Source organism: Methanothermobacter thermautotrophicus, assembly GCF_014889545.1.
Classification (GTDB): Archaea; Methanobacteriota; Methanobacteria; order Methanobacteriales; family Methanothermobacteraceae; genus Methanothermobacter; species Methanothermobacter thermautotrophicus_A.
Window position 1 is genome coordinate 401,312 of sequence record NZ_QKOF01000006.1, and the last position, 17,617, is coordinate 418,928.

Below are 17,617 nucleotides of genomic sequence, written 5' to 3' on the forward strand. Positions count from 1 at the left end.
AATTAAGGGTTTCAGTAGGTTTTCAGTTGGTTGCCTGGAGTTCCTGGTAGTACTGTTTTATCTGTTTGTAGGTCCAGTAGTATCTCCACTTGTATCTCCATTTACCGTGGTACCTGTACCACTTCTTGTACCATTTTTTGACCCTGACCTTTGAGGTTTTGACCTTCGTTACCAGTCTTGCTGGCGTGTTTTTTATTATGCCCATCTGTGTTGTGTTGGTGCTGTTTTTGAGGTACTTCATGATTGTGTTGCCTGTTAGGGCTACCGGGGTGGTGTATGGGGTTATGTTGCCGTTTCCTAGCTGGTAGTAGGTTCCGTTGGGTAGCTGTATCAGTGGTGTTCCGTTGATGAACATGAGCTGGGGGTATGTTCTGTTTGTTATGTTTCCTGTGAGGGTGTGCTGTATTATACCGTAGGTTACGGTGCCGTTTTTCACTATCATGTACTTGATGTTCACCGTCCTGTTGAGAACAACTGGAGATGTATACCTCGTACTGTTGTTGGTTGGTATACCGCCGTCAAGGGTGTAGTAGACACCGTCTGAGGGTGCAGCTGTGACCACGAAGTCACCTGACCCCCCTGTAGGCAATTCACCTGTCATTATATCATCGGTTGCTGCTGCCTGACCCATCCCGAGGATGATGGTGGCAACAAAAACCGCCATTAAAACACCATATTTTTCCTTCATTTCATGCCTCCCTTAGTTGGTAGTACATTTACATTAGTAAATAATATCAAATATATGACTTTTTCCATTTGATAATAAGCTTTATATACTAAATTAAAATTTACATGAAATTTTATAAAATAAATTTTAATAAATTTCCTGTAAGTTTCCTGGAAGCATAAGAAGCCTAAAAATTTCGGTTTATGAGAATTTTCGATGCATTGAGGGAATCATCACCCCTTCTTAATCACCTGATGGGGTTTTAGCACACCGACACCTGTGGAATCACCCACCACCTCAATCTGGATGATCCAGTCGGGCTCATCTGCTTCCCTGATGGGGAAACGTTCCATAAGAGCCTCTGAAACAGCTTCAATAAGCTCATCAGCAGACTTTATATACCTTCTACCCCTCAAGTCACAGAACACCCTGAAGGTTTCACCTGCTTTAACCTTCCCGGATACCAGCACCATTATCTTCTCAATTATACTGTCCAGTCTTGTCTTCACAACAGCCTCCACAGGGACAACCTTGGATATGACCGTGGTTGGAGAATTTTTGATAATATTAGCCGCTTCAAGGGGATCCATATTAAGATCAAACAACAGAACATTTGGAAAATCAGATTCAATGACTCTGAGTTCACCCTCATACCTGGATAGTGCCATTTCAACCTCTTCAAGACCAACTATCTCCTCACCTGCAGCGCCGCCCTTCTGTCCACGCAGTGTAACAAGGAGGTTAAAATTTTCAGGACCCTTCAAAGAAATCACCCCCTTAAATAACTATGTCCAATGACACATAAGTCATTTACTGACCAGCGCACTGCAGTGGATTAGGGCCCCTCAGGGAATTAACACACATTCATTTTAACTTATCGAGCTTACTTCGGAGGTCCCCATCCTCGGGGGCCTTAACACCACTCAACTTCATTCCGGTTCAAGGTTGTATATGAGGAATCCAAGTATGAACCCGAATATACCAAAGGCAACAAAGCCCTCAAGGGCTGAGGCCAGGACATCCCCTCCAATTTCCATCCTCCCGATCATCCCCCAGATGAAGAGGACAGCAGAACCCAGAACAGCCATTATAAATGAGATCTTAATGGAATACTTCAGTCTTTCAATCAAGGTATTCACCTTATCCAAGTTTCTCATGGAGCCTCCTGAGTTCAGAGGGTATATCAATCATCTGGGGGCAGGGCATGCAGGAACAACACCCTGAACAGTTTGAGGCCCTCTCAGCCTCACCCATAATCTTACGGTACTCTGTCCTGACACCCCTCGTACTCATGAACCGGTATATCTCGTTCAGCAGTCTGAGGTTACGGGGTATGTCCACGCCCTCAGGGCAGGGCATGCAGTAGCCACACTCACTGCAGGGGACACTCTTTCTCATACGGTAGGCCCTCCGTACCTCCCTTAGAATGGCCTGATCATCCTCTGTAAGTTCCTCAGGGGATGAAGCGATTCTGATGTTCTCCCTCACCTCAGAGGTGCTGCTCATTCCACTCAGAACAACATCAACGTCATCCATGTCCCACAGGTACCGTAGACACCACTCCACAGGTTTCCTTTGGGTTTCGGCCATCCCATATATCTCCATAACCTCAGGGGGAATGTTCCGGACCAGTGAACCTCCACGGAGGGGCTCCATTATCACGGTACCCGCACCCTGACCCCTGGCATGGGATATGGTGGCAGGGTTTGCCTGTTCATCGTCAACTATGTTGTGCTGGACCTGAACAAGGTCCCAGTCGTAGGCCTCGAATATATCAAAGAAGACGTCTGCAGTGTCATGGAATGAGAAACCAACATATATACCCTCGTCACGAAGGGAGTCCAGGAATTCCATCACCCCCATGTCCATCAGGACAGACCATGACTCCATTTTAAGGTTATGGAGGAGGTAAATATCCAGCCTACCCCGGAGTCTCTCCCTCTGCTCATTCAGATAACTCTCCATGTCCCTCCGGTCCCTCACCAGCCAGGTGGGGAGCTTGGTTGCAACGTAAACATCAGGATAATCATTTTCTGAGAGGAAATCTCCTATGAAAACCTCACTCTTACCACCATGGTAGGTGTAGGCGGTGTCAATGTAGTTTATGCCGTTATCAAGGGCGAAAGCCAGGATCCTATCTGCAGCAGGTCTTTCAAGCCTGCCATTGACCTCTGGAAACCGCATAACGCCAATACCAAGAACAGATGCCTCTATATCTGTTGATCCAAGTTTCCTGCGGATCATAGATTTCACCTGCAATTACCTGTGGATGAGGCATACATCCATCCAGGAGCAACCCCCGCATATCTCCATGACCCTGCCTGAATTGATTAGAGCAAGCAGGGCGCCTTCAATGTCATGGAATGCCACCATGCATCCGCTCTCCAGGTTAAGGAGTTCCAGGACCCTCCGGTCCATGGACCTGATTTTTTCTTCATCCCTGAGACACCGGAGCCCATCCAGGAATGGGCAGGCCATGCATATGTCATCTGCAGAATCAACGATCATGATGGAAACTGAGGGGTCAGCCATTATTTCATTGATGATGCGTGCAAGGTTTTCTGTGAACTCCTCACTGTAGCCGTACCCCTGAAAACCCCTCATGCAGAGGAGGTGGTGGGCCCTGATGGTTAAATCAGGGAACCCTCCAGCCTTCTGCATTCTGGACGTCAACCTCTTCACCGTAGGGCTCCTTGGGTGTTATTGCCCTTGTGAGGGCAGCAGCCCCTGTTATCTTCAGAATATCCCCTGGTATGAAGGGCAGCAGCCCCATTACCAGGAGTTCCCATGCCCCGGGCAGTGTGCCCTGGGTCCTGAGGCTCCATAATCCCAGGACAACAAGTCCTGGTATATATATGAGCCCGAAGTTTGCTATCAGCATGAGTCCCAGCATTGGTGTGAACTTCCTGGCCCTTATGTGCCTGTCAACGAAGTGGCCCAGAAGAAGGGCTGCAAGGACGAATCCCAGCAGGTAACCGCCTGTGGCCCCCATGAGGACTTCAGGACCGCCACTCATACCTGCGAACCAGGGCATGCCTGCTGCACCGATGATCACGTAGATGAGCTGGCTCAGCCCACCCCAGTATCTTCCAAGGACAACACCTGACATGAGGACTGCCAGTGTCTGGGCTGTGATAGGTACTGGTGTCCATGGCAGTGGAATGACAACCTGGGCCATCACGCCTGTTACACAGGCCATGAAAAAGGCCAGCACAGTCTTGTTCATCCAGTTCTGATTGTGTCTCCATCTGAATAATGTGTAACGCATCCTGTAGTATCCCTCAAGGTTAATGTTCATATCCTAACCTCCCTGAAGTGAATAAGTGACATAATTAGAGTCCCTTAGATACTTGGTCCTCTGAGGATAAAAAAGTTTTGTATCTTCATCTGACTTAGGGGATTTCCCGGTCTTAGGATAGGAGTTCTTCATGTGCTCTGTGATGGGGGATTATTCAACTTCATCGGCGAGGCCCCTGATTCTATCCACGTAGTCATCTATCCTGAATTTCCTCTTAAGTCCACGGTCATTCATGTACCTGACCTTACCGAAGATCTCCCTTTCAGCCCAGGCACGGTCATGTTTGCCGAAGCACCATGCAACTCCTGCGAATCCATTGGGGTCCCTGCCATCAATCTCATACCTGTCATTAAGGTAAAGGGCAATGTCGTAGGCCCTTGCAGGGTGATCGGTCCATTCAAGTATCTTCTTACCCCAGTACATCCTCATATAGCCATGCATCTTCCCGGTGATAACCATCTCCTTCTGTGCAGCATTCCAGTAGGGGTCATGGGTACTGGCGGATTCAAGTTCCCTGAGGCTGTACTCATAGTCCCTGGGATCGGCCACATGGTCCATGAGGGTCCTGTGGGCCCATTCAGGGAGGCAGCTGATGCTGGAGTAACTGTCACTGTAGTGTACAAAGTTCATGCTGAGCTCCCGCCTCACAATTAGCTCCTCAAGGAACTCAGGGCACCTGCCGGCCTCTGAAGCCCTCAGTGCAAGGTATAGTGGAGATATGTGTCCAAAGTGCAGGTAGGGGCTCATATTGGAGAGGCAGTTCTTCACGGGGTCGTTCCTGTACCTCTCAAAGCATTCAAGTTTTTCCCTCAGGAACTCATCAAAAATGGCCAGGGCCCTGGATGTTCCTCCCCTGAAGATTGAAGGATCCAGTTCATCACGGGTCCTGAAACCCCTGACCACATCCTCAAATTCTGGGCCCGGTTCAAGGTCCAGGGAATCAACATGCAGGGTTCTCATCCTCAGGGGGACCATGAACCTCTTCAGCTGTCTCTTTATCTTAGGTCTGAAGGTCCCTGCAGAGTACTCCTCCTTATCAGAGGCCACCTCGACGGGTACTATTACGTTGGACTCAACCTGGGTGAGTGGGATGTGGAGTGCACCTGCAGCCTCATCCACCCATTCCTTCTGTATGTCAAGGTATCCCCTGTCTGTCACAGCTGCAACGGCATCATCAGCATATTTAAGAAGAACTGAGGGTGGAGAGCCCCTTTCAACCACAAGTTGAATCCCCCTTTCTCTGAGATCCCGCCTCACATCCCTGAGACCCTCAAGGAGGAAACGGTAATGGCGGGAGTTGGCGTTTGGGAAATCATCTGTAAGGCCAAAGACCACGAGAAGGGGCTTTCTGAGACTGTTGGCGGTTTCAATGGCGTATTCAAGTGCATGGTTCCAGTGGCTCCTCACCGATGCCTGCATCCAGTACACAACGTAACTGCCGCCGGGATCGGGTCCCTCGCTGTTGAGGCTTCTTATCCTTTCAGCATGTATCATCATGATCCCTCATATGATGAGGGTTACCGGCACGAGCTCCAGGGGGTATGGCTCGAAGATTGTCTGTTTCTCAAGGTAGGTGTCCCCGAACCTCAAAACCCATGATCTGAGTATGCTTACTGGCACAATAAATGGTACAACACCCCTGCGGTACCATTCAACGGATTCAAGGAAGTATTTTTTTTCCTCGCCGTTGAGTTTTGATGAGAAATGGCCGAAGGCATGCAGCAGGGCATTGATCTTTCTTTCAGGTTTAAGGGGCTCCCTGATAATCTCATAGAATACTTCAGAGTATCTCTTAACCGTATCATCCAGGTCCTTCTGCTCACCTATCACCCTTCCAAGGATGTTCTGTCCCTCCGGACTGATGGACATTAGCAGTAACTTGTTCTCGGTGTGGAACTCTATGAGGTCCTGAAGACTGTCCACGGCCCTGAGGTCCCTTAGGAGGTAGAGCCTGATGAGGAAGTCCTCCCTTATCTGCAGGTTACGGAGTCTCCCCTCATCTTCGAGGGGGAGGTAGGGGAATCTCTCCATCACGGCCCTTCCAAAGAAACCAGTCCCGTCACGTCCAGGTCGCTGACCCTCACCATGGTAGACCTTCACGTTCCTTATTCCACAGGACGGTGATCTGTTCTTCAGTATGAAGCCGTCAACAGTATCCAGTGAACCCAGGAAGGAGTCTATGAATGATTTCATGGCATCTGTTAGGTCTCTTCCGGTTTCTGGCTGCACCAGCCGGGGTTTACCGTCAACCTCTGTTATATGTATGGGTGGCCTTGGAACACCAAGTCCAATCTCAACCTCAGGGCAGACCGTTATGAAGTCTGCGTGGTCTGCGAACTGCCTCACAAAGGGGCTTGATATCATTGACCCGTCGTAGCGGCAGTGGTCATGTTCAATGCAGCGGCTGAGCACAATGAGGGGTCTCCTGAATCTTCTCATAAACTATATTTAGGTCCAGATGATAGATAAGCCTTATCAGATGGTTGAAATGCCTGCTGCAGTTAAGCCATGATTCATATTAATTGATCAGATGATAGGATGACATGCAGGATTCTTATACTCGAGGACGTCCCACTGGACGTTGAGCTCATGGAGAGGGAGATAAGACGGGCTGGCATTGAATTCATATCAGAGACGGTTGATAATGAAGAGGACTTCATAAGGGCCATCGATGAGTTCAAACCCGAAGTTATACTTGCAGACCACTCCCTGCCCTCCTTTGATGGTCTCTCAGCCCTTTCGATCGCCAGGGAGAGGTGCCCGTGGGTTCCCTTCATATTTGTAAGTGGCAAGATCGGAGAGGAATTTGCAGTTGAGGCCCTGAAGGCTGGAGCCACAGACTATGTCCTCAAGAGCAACTTTTCAAAGGTCCCAATTGCAATAAAAAGGGCCATCAGGGAGATTGAAAAGGAGCAGGAACTTGAAAGAACAAGACAGTCACTTATTGAGAGCAACTGGCAGCTGAGGGAGGCACAGAAGATAGGGAGGATAGGCAGCTGGCACTGGGACATTGCCTCCGATACCCTGTCATGCTCTGATGAGGCCCTGAGGATACTCGGAATTCGGAGGGAGGAATTCAGGGGCCGCATGGATGAGATGGCCTCAATGATACACCCGGATGAACGCGGAACATTCATAGAGTCAATAAGGTCTTTGAAGCCATTTGAGGGTGAGTACAGGATAGTCAGGGATGATGGCTCCATCTCATTCGTTCTTCTCAGGGCAGAGGTGATGAGGGACTCCAAGGGGAATCCAAAGTCATTGATAGGGATAAAACAGGATATAACAGAGGATAAACGTATCAGGGAGTCCCTTGAGGCTTCGCTGAGGGAGAAGGAATTCCTCCTATCTGAGATACACCACAGGGTCAAGAACAACCTTCAGCTGATATCAAGCCTCCTGAGGCTCCAGTCAAGGTACATAGAAGATGAGAGGTCCCTTGAAATATTCACTGAATGTCAGAACAGGGTTAAATCAATAGCCCTGGTCCATGAGAAGCTCTATGGATCAGGGGACATGATGGTGGTCAATCTTGGAGATTACATAGAGGAGCTACTGGCTGAACTCAGGGATATGTGCAACGGGAGGAACACGGCATTCAGGACGAAACTTGATGAGGTCAATGTGGGAATCAACACCGCGGTTTCCATTGGCCTGATTGTCAATGAACTCGTAACAAATGCCATAAAGCATGGGATATGCTCTGGTGGTGAGGTGAGGATTGAGCTTTCAGTCTCAGATGGAAGGGGCGCCCTTGTAGTTGCGGATGATGGTACAGGGCTTCCTGAGGGAATTGAAATTTCAGATCCGCCCGGATTCGGCCTTAAACTCGTCAACTTCATGCTCAGGAGAATCAACGGATCAATAGCTGCAGAGAACCGTGGTGGGGCTGTTTTCACAGTCACCTTTGATGCTGGTGGTGAATGATGAGGGGAAGGGTTGTTATCGTTGAGGATGAGGAACTGGTGGCACAGGATATAAGGTACATACTGGAGGATGCAGGCTATGAGGTCCCTGCAATATTCCATTCAGCCGAGGACCTCCTGGAGGGACTGGAAAAACTCAAACCGGACTCCATAATAATGGACATCATGCTGGAGGGTGAAATGGACGGTATCGATGCTGCCAGGATCATAAGGGAGAAGATGGATATCCCGGTCATCTACCTCACAGCCTACAGCAGCGATGAGATCGTGAAGAGGGCCAGGGAGACCGAGCCCTACGCCTACATCCTCAAACCATTCCATGAGAGGGATATAAGGGTGAACCTTGAAATGGCCCTCTACAAGCATGAGGCAAAGAAGAACAGGGTTAAACTTGTGAGGGAGAAGGCCATTAATGAGTACCTTAAAAGGTCCATTGAGGAGAAGGAACAGCTGCTGAGGGAACTTCACCACAGGGTCAAGAACAATCTCCAGCTCATCATAAGTCTCCTCTCACTCCAGATAAGGTACATAGAGGATCCAGCTATTGAGGAATTTTTCAGGGACTACGTGAATCAGCTGCGCTCAATTGCCCTGATACATGAGCAAGCCTATCCATCCTCAGGAACCTACATCATTAATTTCAGGGAATATATGAGGAGACTGTCATCGCGTCTCCTCAGTTCCCATGGCAGGGCATCCGATGTCAGGGTCACCGTCAGCGGGGATCATGCAGAGCTCAACATGGATACGGCTGTGCCCCTGGCACTCATAACAGCAGAATTAATCTCCAATTCACTCAGACACGCCTTCAGTGAGGGTGGTGGTGAGATAAGCATCGAAATTAGAAGATTCAATGGTCGCCACAGACTTGTATACAGGGATAATGGCCATGGTCTGCCGGAGGATGTCAGCTTTCCAGATGGAGGTTCCTTCGGGTTTCGCATGATTGATAACCTTGCAGGGCAGCTTGGTGGACAAATTGAGGTTGAAAGCAGTGATGATGGCGTTGTATTCACATTTGAGTTCTTTGAACAGTTTTATGCTGACAGAATAACGTGATGATTGTCTTGCCGGGATTCCCCAGCCTACTCCAGTGATTTAAGCACAACTAAATCTGGTGGAGGATTCCCTTCAAAATCCTCCGCTTGAATGAAAAAGAGAATTTAACCCTCTTTGTATAGTCTCCTCTGGAAGTACAGTGCTACATTTACAAGGCTTATGAGTACAGGCACTTCGATGAGCGGTCCCACAACGGCTGCGAATGCCACACCCGAATCTATACCAAAGACGGCCACTGCGACAGCTATTGCAAGTTCAAAGTTGTTGCTTGCAGCTGTAAATGAAATGGCGCATGACTTCGAGTAATCAGCCCCCACACTGTATGCCAGGATGAAGGATATTAGGAACATGAACACGAAGTAGATGATGAGGGGTATGGCGATTAGAAGCACATCAAAGGGTATCTGCACTATATAGTCCCCCTTCAGGCTGAACATCACCACGATGGTGAAGAGGAGCGCCATTAGTGTCAGGGGGCTTATTCTTGGGATAAACCTGGTATCGTACCACTCAGAACCCTTCCTTATCCTGAGGATGTGCCTGGTCAAAAATCCTGCAATGAATGGTATTCCCAGGTAGATGAAGACGCTCTTTGCTATCTCGAATATACTGACATCGATAGCAGTTCCCTGAACCCCTAAGAGTGGCGGTAAGAGGGTTATGAAAAACCATGCATATATGCTGTAGAAGAAAACCTGGAAGAGGCTGTTGAATGCCACAAGCCCCGCGGCGTACTCCCTGTCGCCCATAGCCAGTTCATTCCAGACTATCACCATCGCAATGCACCTTGCGAGTCCTATTAGTATGAGACCGATCATGTATTCTGGATGGTCCCTCAGGAAGACAATGGCAAGGATGAACATCAGTATAGGGCCAATGATCCAGTTCTGCAACAGTGAAAGTCCAAGTATCCTGAAGTTTCTGAAGACATCAGGGAGGTCCTCATAATGAACCTTTGCAAGGGGAGGATACAGCATCAGTATGAGTCCAATGGCAATGGGGAGGCTTGTTGTATCCACCTGGAACATGTTTATGAACTGACGGAATTCAGGAAAGAAGTATCCGATTGAAACACCTGCCGCCATTGCAAGGAAAATCCAGAGTGTCAGATATTTATCGAGAAATCCGAGCTTTGATGGACGGATATCCCCATCTAAACTGCAGGAATCACCGGTCAAGATACCACCTTAGTAATCACTTGCTTCAATCACTTGCTTTATCATTGATGGGAGGTCATCACTGGCCAGACTATAGTGAACCCATACACCGCGTTTCTCCGCCTTCAGGAAACCAGCCCTCCTGAGTATGTTCAGGTGGTGTGAAACGGTTGGCTGGGGCTTTTTAAGGGCCGCCATTATTTCACATACGCAGAGTTCACCCTCAGAGAGGAGGTGGATTATGAGGAGGCGGGTTGGATCTGCCAGGGCCTTAAGGGCTGCTGCTTCCTTCTTTATTTTATCCTCATCCGGGAGTCCAGCAAGCCTTTCATTCAATCTCTCAATCTGCTCGGGGTTTGGTCTATCAGCGTTACATGAATTCATGGTATTACCTAGCATTCAAGTTTCTGGCTGTGGACCACAAGTACAGGTACCCTGGAGTGTCTTACAACCTTTTCTGAGACACTTCCAAGGAGGAACCTTTCAAGGGCATGTTTTCCTGATGCCCCTACAACTATGAGATCCACATTTTCTTCATCGGCGACTTTCAGAATTGTTTCTGCAGGTGAACCATCCACCATGATTTTACGGATCTTAACAGGAGTATCGAGACTCACTGCAAGGTCCTCGACCTTCTGGAGGGCCTCCTCTGATTCTTTCCTGAAGAGTTCCGTCACCTTGCGCGTGAGTTCCTCCACAGGAAGATTCTTTAGTGGGTAGGTCTCTGTGACCGTGAGGGCCAGAAGTTCGGCCTGGTTCTGTGCTGCAGTTTCAATGGCGTATCTTGCAGCATGCATTGAACATTCGGATCCATCCGTTGCAAGCAATACCTTTCTGTACATTTCATACCTCCTAAATTCTTCTGGGAATATTCCTGGAATGGAGCTTTACTGCCACCACTGAGAATATCGCTGTGAATATGAGAAGCATGCCCATATCCATGGCAAGGGGGTAGTGGTGGTATCCTCCTAGGGAATACCTCACAGCATCCATTAGATATGTGAGTGGTGAGATGGATGCTATCAGGAGACCCCAGGGGGGCATGGCTTCAATGGGCACGAATATTCCGCTTATAAACACCAGGGGGAATTTTATCAGTGAAGCCAGCATCATTATGTTAGATGGGATATTTGTCTTTGGGGCTGCCATGACCATCCCCAGAGCTGAAAAACATATGGCTGATATCAGAACACTGAGGAAGAATATGGGGATATCTGTGATTGTAACTCTGAGGATCATTGTGAGTGCCAGGGGAATAAGTGTTATCAGGAGACTGAATATACCGAGGAGATCACATCTCCCATTAAAAGTGATGCTGTGGATATGGGGGACACGATGAGTCTCTCGAGGGTGTTCATCTGGGCTTCCCACGGCATGATGACAGGGGAAACTGAAGTGGCCGTGAAGAAGACTGTCATGGAGGTGAGGCCGGCCATCAGGAATGATAATGGGAGATCTTTACGCCCCATTATGAATGCGAGGAAGAAAAATGCCGGGATAAGGACTCCGAATATTATTACCGGCCCCTTGAGATAGTATATTATCATGTTCTTCCGGACAATCGTCATTGAACGGCTTAACTGCCCCATATTCATCCCTCCGAAATTTTAAGGAAGACCTCCTCGAGGGAGGGTGTTACGGTGTTGAATGAGCGAACCTTTACCTTCCCCTTGGAGTCCATTATAAAGGAGCTGATTCCTGTTAAAACCGGATCAAGATCCTCACATTCAACTATTACCTTTTCGCCTTCGACTTCATCCACCTTGATGTATCCCTGAAGGTCTTCAGGAGAGATTTTTTTATCAAATAGGATCTCAACCCTTCTGAGCACCTCCGTTGTTTTCCTCAGCACATCTGGTCTGTTAACTGTGATGATCCTTCCTCTGTTCATAATTGCTATTCTTTCACAGAGTTTTTCGGCTTCCCACATATTATGGGTTGTTAAGAAAATTGTTTTATCCTCTTCACTAAGTTCCTTCAACTTATCGACTATTATGAGACTGCTCCTGACGTCAAGTCCACTGGTTGGTTCATCAAGAAAAAGGAATTCAGGGTCGTGAACAAGGGCCATTGAAAGGACTAAACGCTGCTTCATACCCTTGGAAAACCCCTTAACCTTCTGGTCCCTGCGATCATATAATCCAAAATCCTTCAGGACCTCAGCAGATTTCTCCTCAGCCTCCCTGCCGGTGAGATCATAGAGGCCACAGGTAATCATCATGTTCTGCCAGGCTGTCATATCGATGTAGGGGTTCGCATTCTCAGGGACAACCCCTATTCTCTCCTTGACCCTTATAGGGTCCTTCTTCATGTCGTATCCAAGTAGTTTGATGCTTCCACTATCTGGCTTTATTATCCCTGTTAGCATCCTTAGTGTTGTAGTTTTGCCCGCACCATTTGGTCCGAGGAAACCGAATATCTCACCCCTATTGACACTGAAACTGATGCCGTCTACAGCCACCAGATCCCCAAATTTCTTGCTCAGATTCCTAACCTCGAGGACCATCTATTTCCCCTCCCTGAGACCAGAGTACAGCGTTTTAAGCCTTTCCCTGTAGATGGCCCTTATATCATCCTCTGCATCCGCCAGGGGCTTCACAGGTATGAGGTCCATGACCATATCCCTGTTTTGGTGTGAATAGAGGGCCTCCACTGCACCTGATGCCATCGAATGCACGGCGTTTGCAGCCTCCTCAGGGGCCATGCCGAACTCAACGGCCAGTTTTTCCAGTTCATCCAGCTGGAACCATAGATATGTCGGACCCATTGCAGTTATAACGGCGTATGCTTCAAGTTTGTCCTCAGATACCTCTGGAAACTCTCCGAGAGGTTCAAATAGTGATTGAAGTATTTGCCGGTCAGTGCCGGTGAGTTCATCTGCCGCGCTGAAGGGATTGTAGCCCCTGTTAACAATGGAGGGGGAGTTGGGTATGACCCTTGCGACCTTTGGGTGGTCCAGTGCCTGCTGTATCTCCCATATTCTGATCTTGGGCGCCAGGGACACTATCAGTGATTCAGGGTCAGGGGACTCCATTTTGTTCATAACATCCTTCAGGACTGGCGGGTGAACTGCAAGGAATATCACATCTCCTTCCATGCTGCTGCAGTCAGCTGATGTTTTAACCCTGAATTCATCCTCAAGGAGTCTGAGGGAATCCTCATCAGGGTCGCACACCATCACATCCCCTGGTAGTTTACCTGCCCTCTGGAGGCCCCCGAGGATTATTCTAACGACCCTGCCCCCTCCCAGGAATTTTATCCTCATCTACATCACTTCCTCCTTTTCTCACAGTCCATGCAGTACTCGGTGTCCCTGTCGGTTTTGAATAGTTTACCGCAGCCCTTGCAGTTGACGTACCTCAGACCTGACTTCTTCTTCTCAAGGATGCCTGTCTGGCAGGCGCATGCCCTTGATGAGATCATTGCCTTTATCTTTCCATCAAAGCCCTTTTCTTCGTCTTCGACCATGGTCATCACCATGAAAATGAGGGGGTTCAGGAGAGGATCTTCTTGATCTCCTCCTTTGAGGCCACCCTGCCCATGATTTTAAGTTCACCATCGACTGCCAGGCCAGGTAGGGCTGTGAGTCCTGCCTCCAGTATCTGGTCCATTTCCTTTACCTTTTCGAATTCAGCATCGATTCCAAGTTCTTTAACTGCTTCTCTAGCGTTCTTTTCGAGCATCTGACAGTTTGCACATCCTGTACCGTATATCTGTATCTTCATCTTTTCACCTCAAATTGATTCCAGGTTGAAGCTGTTAACGTGATGGGAAGGTTTTTCTGATTTCCGGTGTTCTGCCGGCTTATCATGACCTGTTAGATTATCAGGTTGAATATGTAGCCTGTAAGTGTTATTGAGACTGCCAGGATTGCTATGAATGTGGCGAGTAGCTTTGGCTTCATAACCTTCCTGAGTATTATCATCTCAGGGAATGACAGGGCGGTTATTGACATCATAAGTGCCGACATCATAAGTGCCAGTGCGGTTCCGGCAGCCATTCCCTTCTCTATGAGGGCTGATATGAGGGGTATTGTACCTGCAGCGTTTGAATAGAGCGGAACTCCTATCAGAACAGCCAGTGGCACTGCAAATATATTGCCGGCACCAGCATATTGAAGGAGGAAATCCTCGGGAAGATAACCGTGTATCCATCCTCCGATGGCTATTGCTATGACTATGTAGGGTGAAACACGGCGGAGTATATCCTTCATCTCATTCCTGGCTATCATGTACCTCTCCCTGAGGGTTGGCTGTGGCAGTTCCACATCGACTGCTCCCAGGGCCTTCATCTTCTCCAGTGTCTCGTAGACGTAGTCCTCGAGTTCAGTTTCCATTTTAAGTTTTCCTATGAGGATTCCGCCAAGAACGGCTATTATGAAACCTGATAGTATATAGAAGGCGGTTATCTGCCATCCGAACAGTCCAAGGAGCAGTATTATTGCTATCTCATTTATCATGGGGGAGGATATGAGGAATGAGAAGGTCACCCCCAGGGGTACGCCCGCTTCAACGAAGCCTATGAATAGCGGGACGGCTGAACATGAACAGAAGGGGGTGATTATACCAACCAGGGCTGCTATGAAGTTACCGAAGTATTTATGCCTTTTCTCAAGTGTTTCCTTAACCTTATTGGGGGGTATGTATGTTCTTATGAATGATATGACAAATATGAGTGTGGCGAGAAGTATGAATATCTTTATGGTGTCGTATATGAAGAAGTTAACGGCGCTTCCGAGGTGGGAGGCCGGTTCAAGGCCCATGAGATTGTATGTTACATAATCCGCGAATTCCTGTAACAACCTTTTAACCTCCAATCAATATATTCAAATTTATGGATATGTTGGTGTACTGGTATATATAACTTTTCCCTGGTTCAATGAAGGCACTTACATCTGATGGTGGAACCATTAAATGAAGAATCAGCTGTATGATGCTATAAACCTGATTTATTGATCAAAACTTAAAATAAGTTAATATGGGGTCTTAAAAGTTAATTATAGGAGTCTTGCACGGTCATAGACGTTCTTGAGGGTCTGCATATCCACGCTCGTATATATTTGTGTCGTTGAAAGGTTTGAATGGCCCAGAAGCTGCTGTATGGCCCTTATATCCACACCGTTCTTAAGGAGGTGGGTTGCAAAGGAGTGCCTCAGGATGTGGGGTGTGACCTTCTTCTTTATCCCGGCCTTCCTTGCATAGTTCTTTATCATCATCTGAACGTACCTCGGGGTGAGGGGGTCCCCGAAACGGTTAAGGAACAGATACTCGCTTTCATGGATCCTTCTACTGAGGTATTCCATGAGGAGATCCCGGGTGTTCTCATCAAAGAGGACTATACGATCCTTATCACCCTTACCCCTGATCCTTATGGTCCTCTCATCAGGGTCTATGTCATTGATCCTGAGTGAAACCAGCTCAGAGACCCTGAGTCCAGATGAGTAGAGGAGTGAGAGTATAAGGCGGTCACGGGTCTTTATGAACCTCCTGATGACGGAGCCATCATCGGCAACCTCAACGGCGTTGATGAGCCTCATGACCTCGTCCTCATTCAGGGACTTGGGGAGGGACTTTGTCCTCTTGGGGGCCTTTACCTCCTCAAGGCAGTCTATGCCACTGAACTCAAAGAACTTCTTAACAACAACGGTGACAAGGTAGATATAGTTCTGCGTAACCTTTTTCTCCCTTTTAAGGTACTGTATATACCTCTTGAATGACCTGAGAACCCTCCTGTCATCGTAGAGGTCATCCTCCTTCATAAGAAACTCATAAAAGTTTTTAACAATCGATTTGTACGTTTTTATCGTGTTCGGAGAGTAATTCCTGATCTCAAGTTCAATGAGGTAATCCTCAATGAGCTCTGGAAAATTGTAACGTTCAAGAAGACCCTGCTTTTCCTCTGACTCCCTGTTCATATTCATGGTATCTACCATAAATATCCACTTAAATCTTGCGGATCACGCGGTCATGGATTAAAGCTCATGAGGAACTGTTACCACTACATGTAGCTACGGTCTATGTTCTCACTGCTGTATCCATGCTGTGACATCCTCTGGGAGCTTGATAGATCCTTCTCAAGGGCCTTCTCATAGCTCTTGTATCTCCTTATGATCTGATCCTCAACCGAAACAGCCTTCCTTATGGCGACCTCCATGTGCCGGGTTTCAATGTATTTGCTCCCATCCATAACTGCAAGGTCGCCGGCCATCCTCACAACCCCTCCGAGGTCCCTGAGACGGAGTGTGAGGGCGTCATCGACATCATCCACGGCCCTGGCCCTGCGTTTAGCCTCCTCAATGAGGAGTTCAACAGCAGAGGCACGGGCATGGGGTATCTTTCCATCCAGCTCTATCTCCTGTGCAACGAACTGGACTATTTTTGCCCGGTTCTCGTCGGTATCGGGCATCGTGGTGTTTAAAAGAAGCTCATAACCCTCCCCCTGGATCCTTGATCTCAGAGGTGGGAGTATGTACTGGAGGTCTGCTATGTTGCAGGCACCGACAAATATGAAGTCACATGGAACCTCATCCACCTTCACGGAACTTCCAGCGCTCTGGGGGTTCCTACCGACTATCGGAAATGTTTTATCCTGCATTGCGCTGAATATGAACCTCTGAAGGCCTGCAATGTGAACTATCTCGTCTATGAAGAGAACACCCTCATGGGCCTCATGGATGGCCCCCGGGACGACACGTTCATAGGGCTGGGATCCAAGGTCAGGGTGACCTCCGTAGGGGTCATGACGTACATCCCCCAGGAGTTCGGTTTCACTCGCCCCCGTAGCCTGAACAAAGGTCTTTCTATCAAGGGGCACTATCACGTTCCTGGGTTTCTCCTCAACAATCTGCCTACGCTTTTCGAGGGCCCTCTGGTCAAGGACCTTAATCTCCTCACCACCAACCCGCTCATAGATCACAACCTCCTCAACACCATCAATGATGCGGGTCGTTGTCACCCTCTTCTGGGGAACGCTGAGGCTCCCTGAACTCATCTCAAACATTCCAAGAAGGTCGCCGATATGTTTTCTCCTGGCCTTGATATGTGAAAACTTGTCCCCGCCACACCGCGGGCAGATACTGTTATATGCGCTGCTGTATTCACCGCAGTGGATGCATTTGAAACCCAGACGCTCTGCAACAGCATCCGGGACGCTCTGGGGGTCTATGAGTTCCCCCTCAGCCCTTTCGATTTCAAGGATTTCATCCTCTATCTCCTTGCGGTTTTTGACCTCAACGAAGGGCCTCTCAGGCCTTTCAGGGTTATGAACGACGGTTATCTCCTCAGATGGTTCCGGGAGATGAAAGGATATCGCCTGGGCGAGGAGCGATTTTCCTATGCCCGGCGGTCCAACAAGTAGCAGATGTCTGCGCTGCTTCGCAGCTATCTTTATCATTGGCATGACATCTTCATGCCCTATAACCCTTTCAAGGGGATCCTCAGGTATCTTAACGTCTTCCGTGGTGTTTATATCCTTCAGATACTCACGGTTCATATCAACATACATTTTTGAT

The 17,617-nt window shown here is 48.3% G+C and carries 22 protein-coding genes; 2 read left to right on the forward strand and 20 right to left on the reverse strand.

From position 1 onward, the window contains the following. Positions 1-22 precede the first annotated feature (22 nt). The 8 genes from DNK57_RS06505 to DNK57_RS06540 form a co-directional block, all read right to left on the reverse strand. A complete protein-coding gene (locus tag DNK57_RS06505; protein WP_192962160.1) occupies positions 23-688 on the reverse strand; it encodes a chitobiase/beta-hexosaminidase C-terminal domain-containing protein in 666 nt (221 codons plus the stop codon). A gap of 212 nt (positions 689-900) precedes the next feature. Next, complete coding sequence (locus tag DNK57_RS06510; RefSeq protein WP_192962161.1) at positions 901-1,431, reverse strand: THUMP domain-containing protein; 531 nt, start codon at positions 1,429-1,431, stop codon at positions 901-903. 165 nt (positions 1,432-1,596) lie between these two features. Then, positions 1,597-1,797 carry a hypothetical protein gene (locus DNK57_RS06515; RefSeq protein WP_192962162.1) on the reverse strand — a complete coding sequence of 67 codons (201 nt, stop codon included), beginning with the start codon at positions 1,795-1,797 and terminating at the stop codon, positions 1,597-1,599. Positions 1,798-1,807: 10 nt separating this feature from the next. Next, the gene (locus tag DNK57_RS06520; RefSeq protein ID WP_192962163.1) at positions 1,808-2,911 is read right to left on the reverse strand and encodes an aldo/keto reductase; all 1,104 of its coding nucleotides are present in this window, start codon (positions 2,909-2,911) and stop codon (positions 1,808-1,810) included. A 15-nt stretch (positions 2,912-2,926) separates the two neighbouring features. Continuing rightward, a complete protein-coding gene (locus DNK57_RS06525; protein ID WP_192962164.1) occupies positions 2,927-3,349 on the reverse strand; it encodes a DUF1284 domain-containing protein in 423 nt (140 codons plus the stop codon). Then, on the reverse strand, positions 3,303-3,965 hold the full coding sequence (locus DNK57_RS06530) for a biotin transporter BioY (protein WP_192962165.1): 663 nt from the start codon (positions 3,963-3,965) through the stop codon (positions 3,303-3,305). The genes DNK57_RS06525 and DNK57_RS06530 overlap by 47 nt, the downstream gene beginning before the upstream one ends. A 150-nt stretch (positions 3,966-4,115) precedes the next feature. Next, a complete protein-coding gene (locus DNK57_RS06535) occupies positions 4,116-5,459 on the reverse strand; it encodes a deoxyribodipyrimidine photo-lyase (RefSeq protein ID WP_192962166.1) in 1,344 nt (447 codons plus the stop codon). Positions 5,460-5,468: 9 nt separating this feature from the next. After that, positions 5,469-6,404, reverse strand: coding sequence for a YbgA family protein (locus DNK57_RS06540; RefSeq protein ID WP_192962167.1), 936 nt, complete (start codon positions 6,402-6,404; stop codon positions 5,469-5,471). A gap of 99 nt (positions 6,405-6,503) precedes the next feature. Between DNK57_RS06540 and DNK57_RS06545 the strand changes: the two genes are divergently transcribed. Both DNK57_RS06545 and DNK57_RS06550 read left to right on the forward strand, forming a co-directional pair. Next, entirely contained in the window at positions 6,504-7,892 is a 1,389-nt protein-coding gene (locus DNK57_RS06545; protein WP_192962168.1) for a sensor histidine kinase, read from the forward strand. Beyond that, positions 7,892-8,950: a histidine kinase dimerization/phosphoacceptor domain -containing protein gene (locus tag DNK57_RS06550; RefSeq protein ID WP_226891130.1), complete on the forward strand. Its 1,059-nt coding sequence runs from the start codon at positions 7,892-7,894 to the stop codon at positions 8,948-8,950. Before DNK57_RS06545 ends, DNK57_RS06550 begins: the two co-directional genes overlap by 1 nt. 104 nt (positions 8,951-9,054) lie before the next feature. Here the strand turns inward: DNK57_RS06550 and arsB are convergent, their stop codons facing one another. The 12 genes from arsB to DNK57_RS06605 all read right to left on the reverse strand — a co-directional run bounded on the left by arsB (position 9,055) and on the right by DNK57_RS06605 (position 17,610). Next, positions 9,055-10,128 carry an ACR3 family arsenite efflux transporter gene (arsB, locus tag DNK57_RS06555; protein WP_226891132.1) on the reverse strand — a complete coding sequence of 358 codons (1,074 nt, stop codon included), beginning with the start codon at positions 10,126-10,128 and terminating at the stop codon, positions 9,055-9,057. 9 nt (positions 10,129-10,137) lie between these two features. Further along, positions 10,138-10,491 carry an ArsR/SmtB family transcription factor gene (locus tag DNK57_RS06560; protein WP_226891133.1) on the reverse strand — a complete coding sequence of 118 codons (354 nt, stop codon included), beginning with the start codon at positions 10,489-10,491 and terminating at the stop codon, positions 10,138-10,140. An 8-nt stretch (positions 10,492-10,499) separates the two neighbouring features. Continuing rightward, complete coding sequence (locus DNK57_RS06565; protein ID WP_192962171.1) at positions 10,500-10,949, reverse strand: universal stress protein; 450 nt, start codon at positions 10,947-10,949, stop codon at positions 10,500-10,502. Between the two features lie 10 nt (positions 10,950-10,959). Beyond that, positions 10,960-11,346: an ABC transporter permease gene (locus DNK57_RS09150; RefSeq protein ID WP_264291560.1), complete on the reverse strand. Its 387-nt coding sequence runs from the start codon at positions 11,344-11,346 to the stop codon at positions 10,960-10,962. A gap of 26 nt (positions 11,347-11,372) precedes the next feature. After that, positions 11,373-11,696, reverse strand: a complete 324-nt coding sequence (locus tag DNK57_RS09155) for a hypothetical protein (protein ID WP_226891134.1) — start codon at positions 11,694-11,696, stop codon at positions 11,373-11,375. Positions 11,697-11,698: 2 nt separating this feature from the next. After that, positions 11,699-12,613 (reverse strand): ABC transporter ATP-binding protein, encoded by a 915-nt coding sequence (locus DNK57_RS06575; protein ID WP_192962172.1) that lies wholly within the window; start codon positions 12,611-12,613, stop codon positions 11,699-11,701. After that, positions 12,614-13,372, reverse strand: a complete 759-nt coding sequence (locus tag DNK57_RS06580) for a pyrroline-5-carboxylate reductase family protein (RefSeq protein ID WP_192962173.1) — start codon at positions 13,370-13,372, stop codon at positions 12,614-12,616. A 5-nt stretch (positions 13,373-13,377) separates the two neighbouring features. Further along, entirely contained in the window at positions 13,378-13,575 is a 198-nt protein-coding gene (locus DNK57_RS06585) for a hypothetical protein (protein ID WP_226891135.1), read from the reverse strand. Between the two features lie 26 nt (positions 13,576-13,601). Beyond that, complete coding sequence (locus tag DNK57_RS06590) at positions 13,602-13,832, reverse strand: MTH895/ArsE family thioredoxin-like protein (RefSeq protein WP_192962175.1); 231 nt, start codon at positions 13,830-13,832, stop codon at positions 13,602-13,604. A gap of 92 nt (positions 13,833-13,924) precedes the next feature. Further along, positions 13,925-14,908, reverse strand: coding sequence for a permease (locus DNK57_RS06595; protein ID WP_192962176.1), 984 nt, complete (start codon positions 14,906-14,908; stop codon positions 13,925-13,927). 195 nt (positions 14,909-15,103) lie between these two features. After that, on the reverse strand, positions 15,104-16,039 hold the full coding sequence (gene xerA / locus DNK57_RS06600; RefSeq protein WP_192962177.1) for a site-specific tyrosine recombinase/integron integrase: 936 nt from the start codon (positions 16,037-16,039) through the stop codon (positions 15,104-15,106). Between the two features lie 65 nt (positions 16,040-16,104). Beyond that, positions 16,105-17,610, reverse strand: coding sequence for a Lon protease family protein (locus DNK57_RS06605; RefSeq protein ID WP_192962178.1), 1,506 nt, complete (start codon positions 17,608-17,610; stop codon positions 16,105-16,107). Positions 17,611-17,617: the final 7 nt, after the last annotated feature.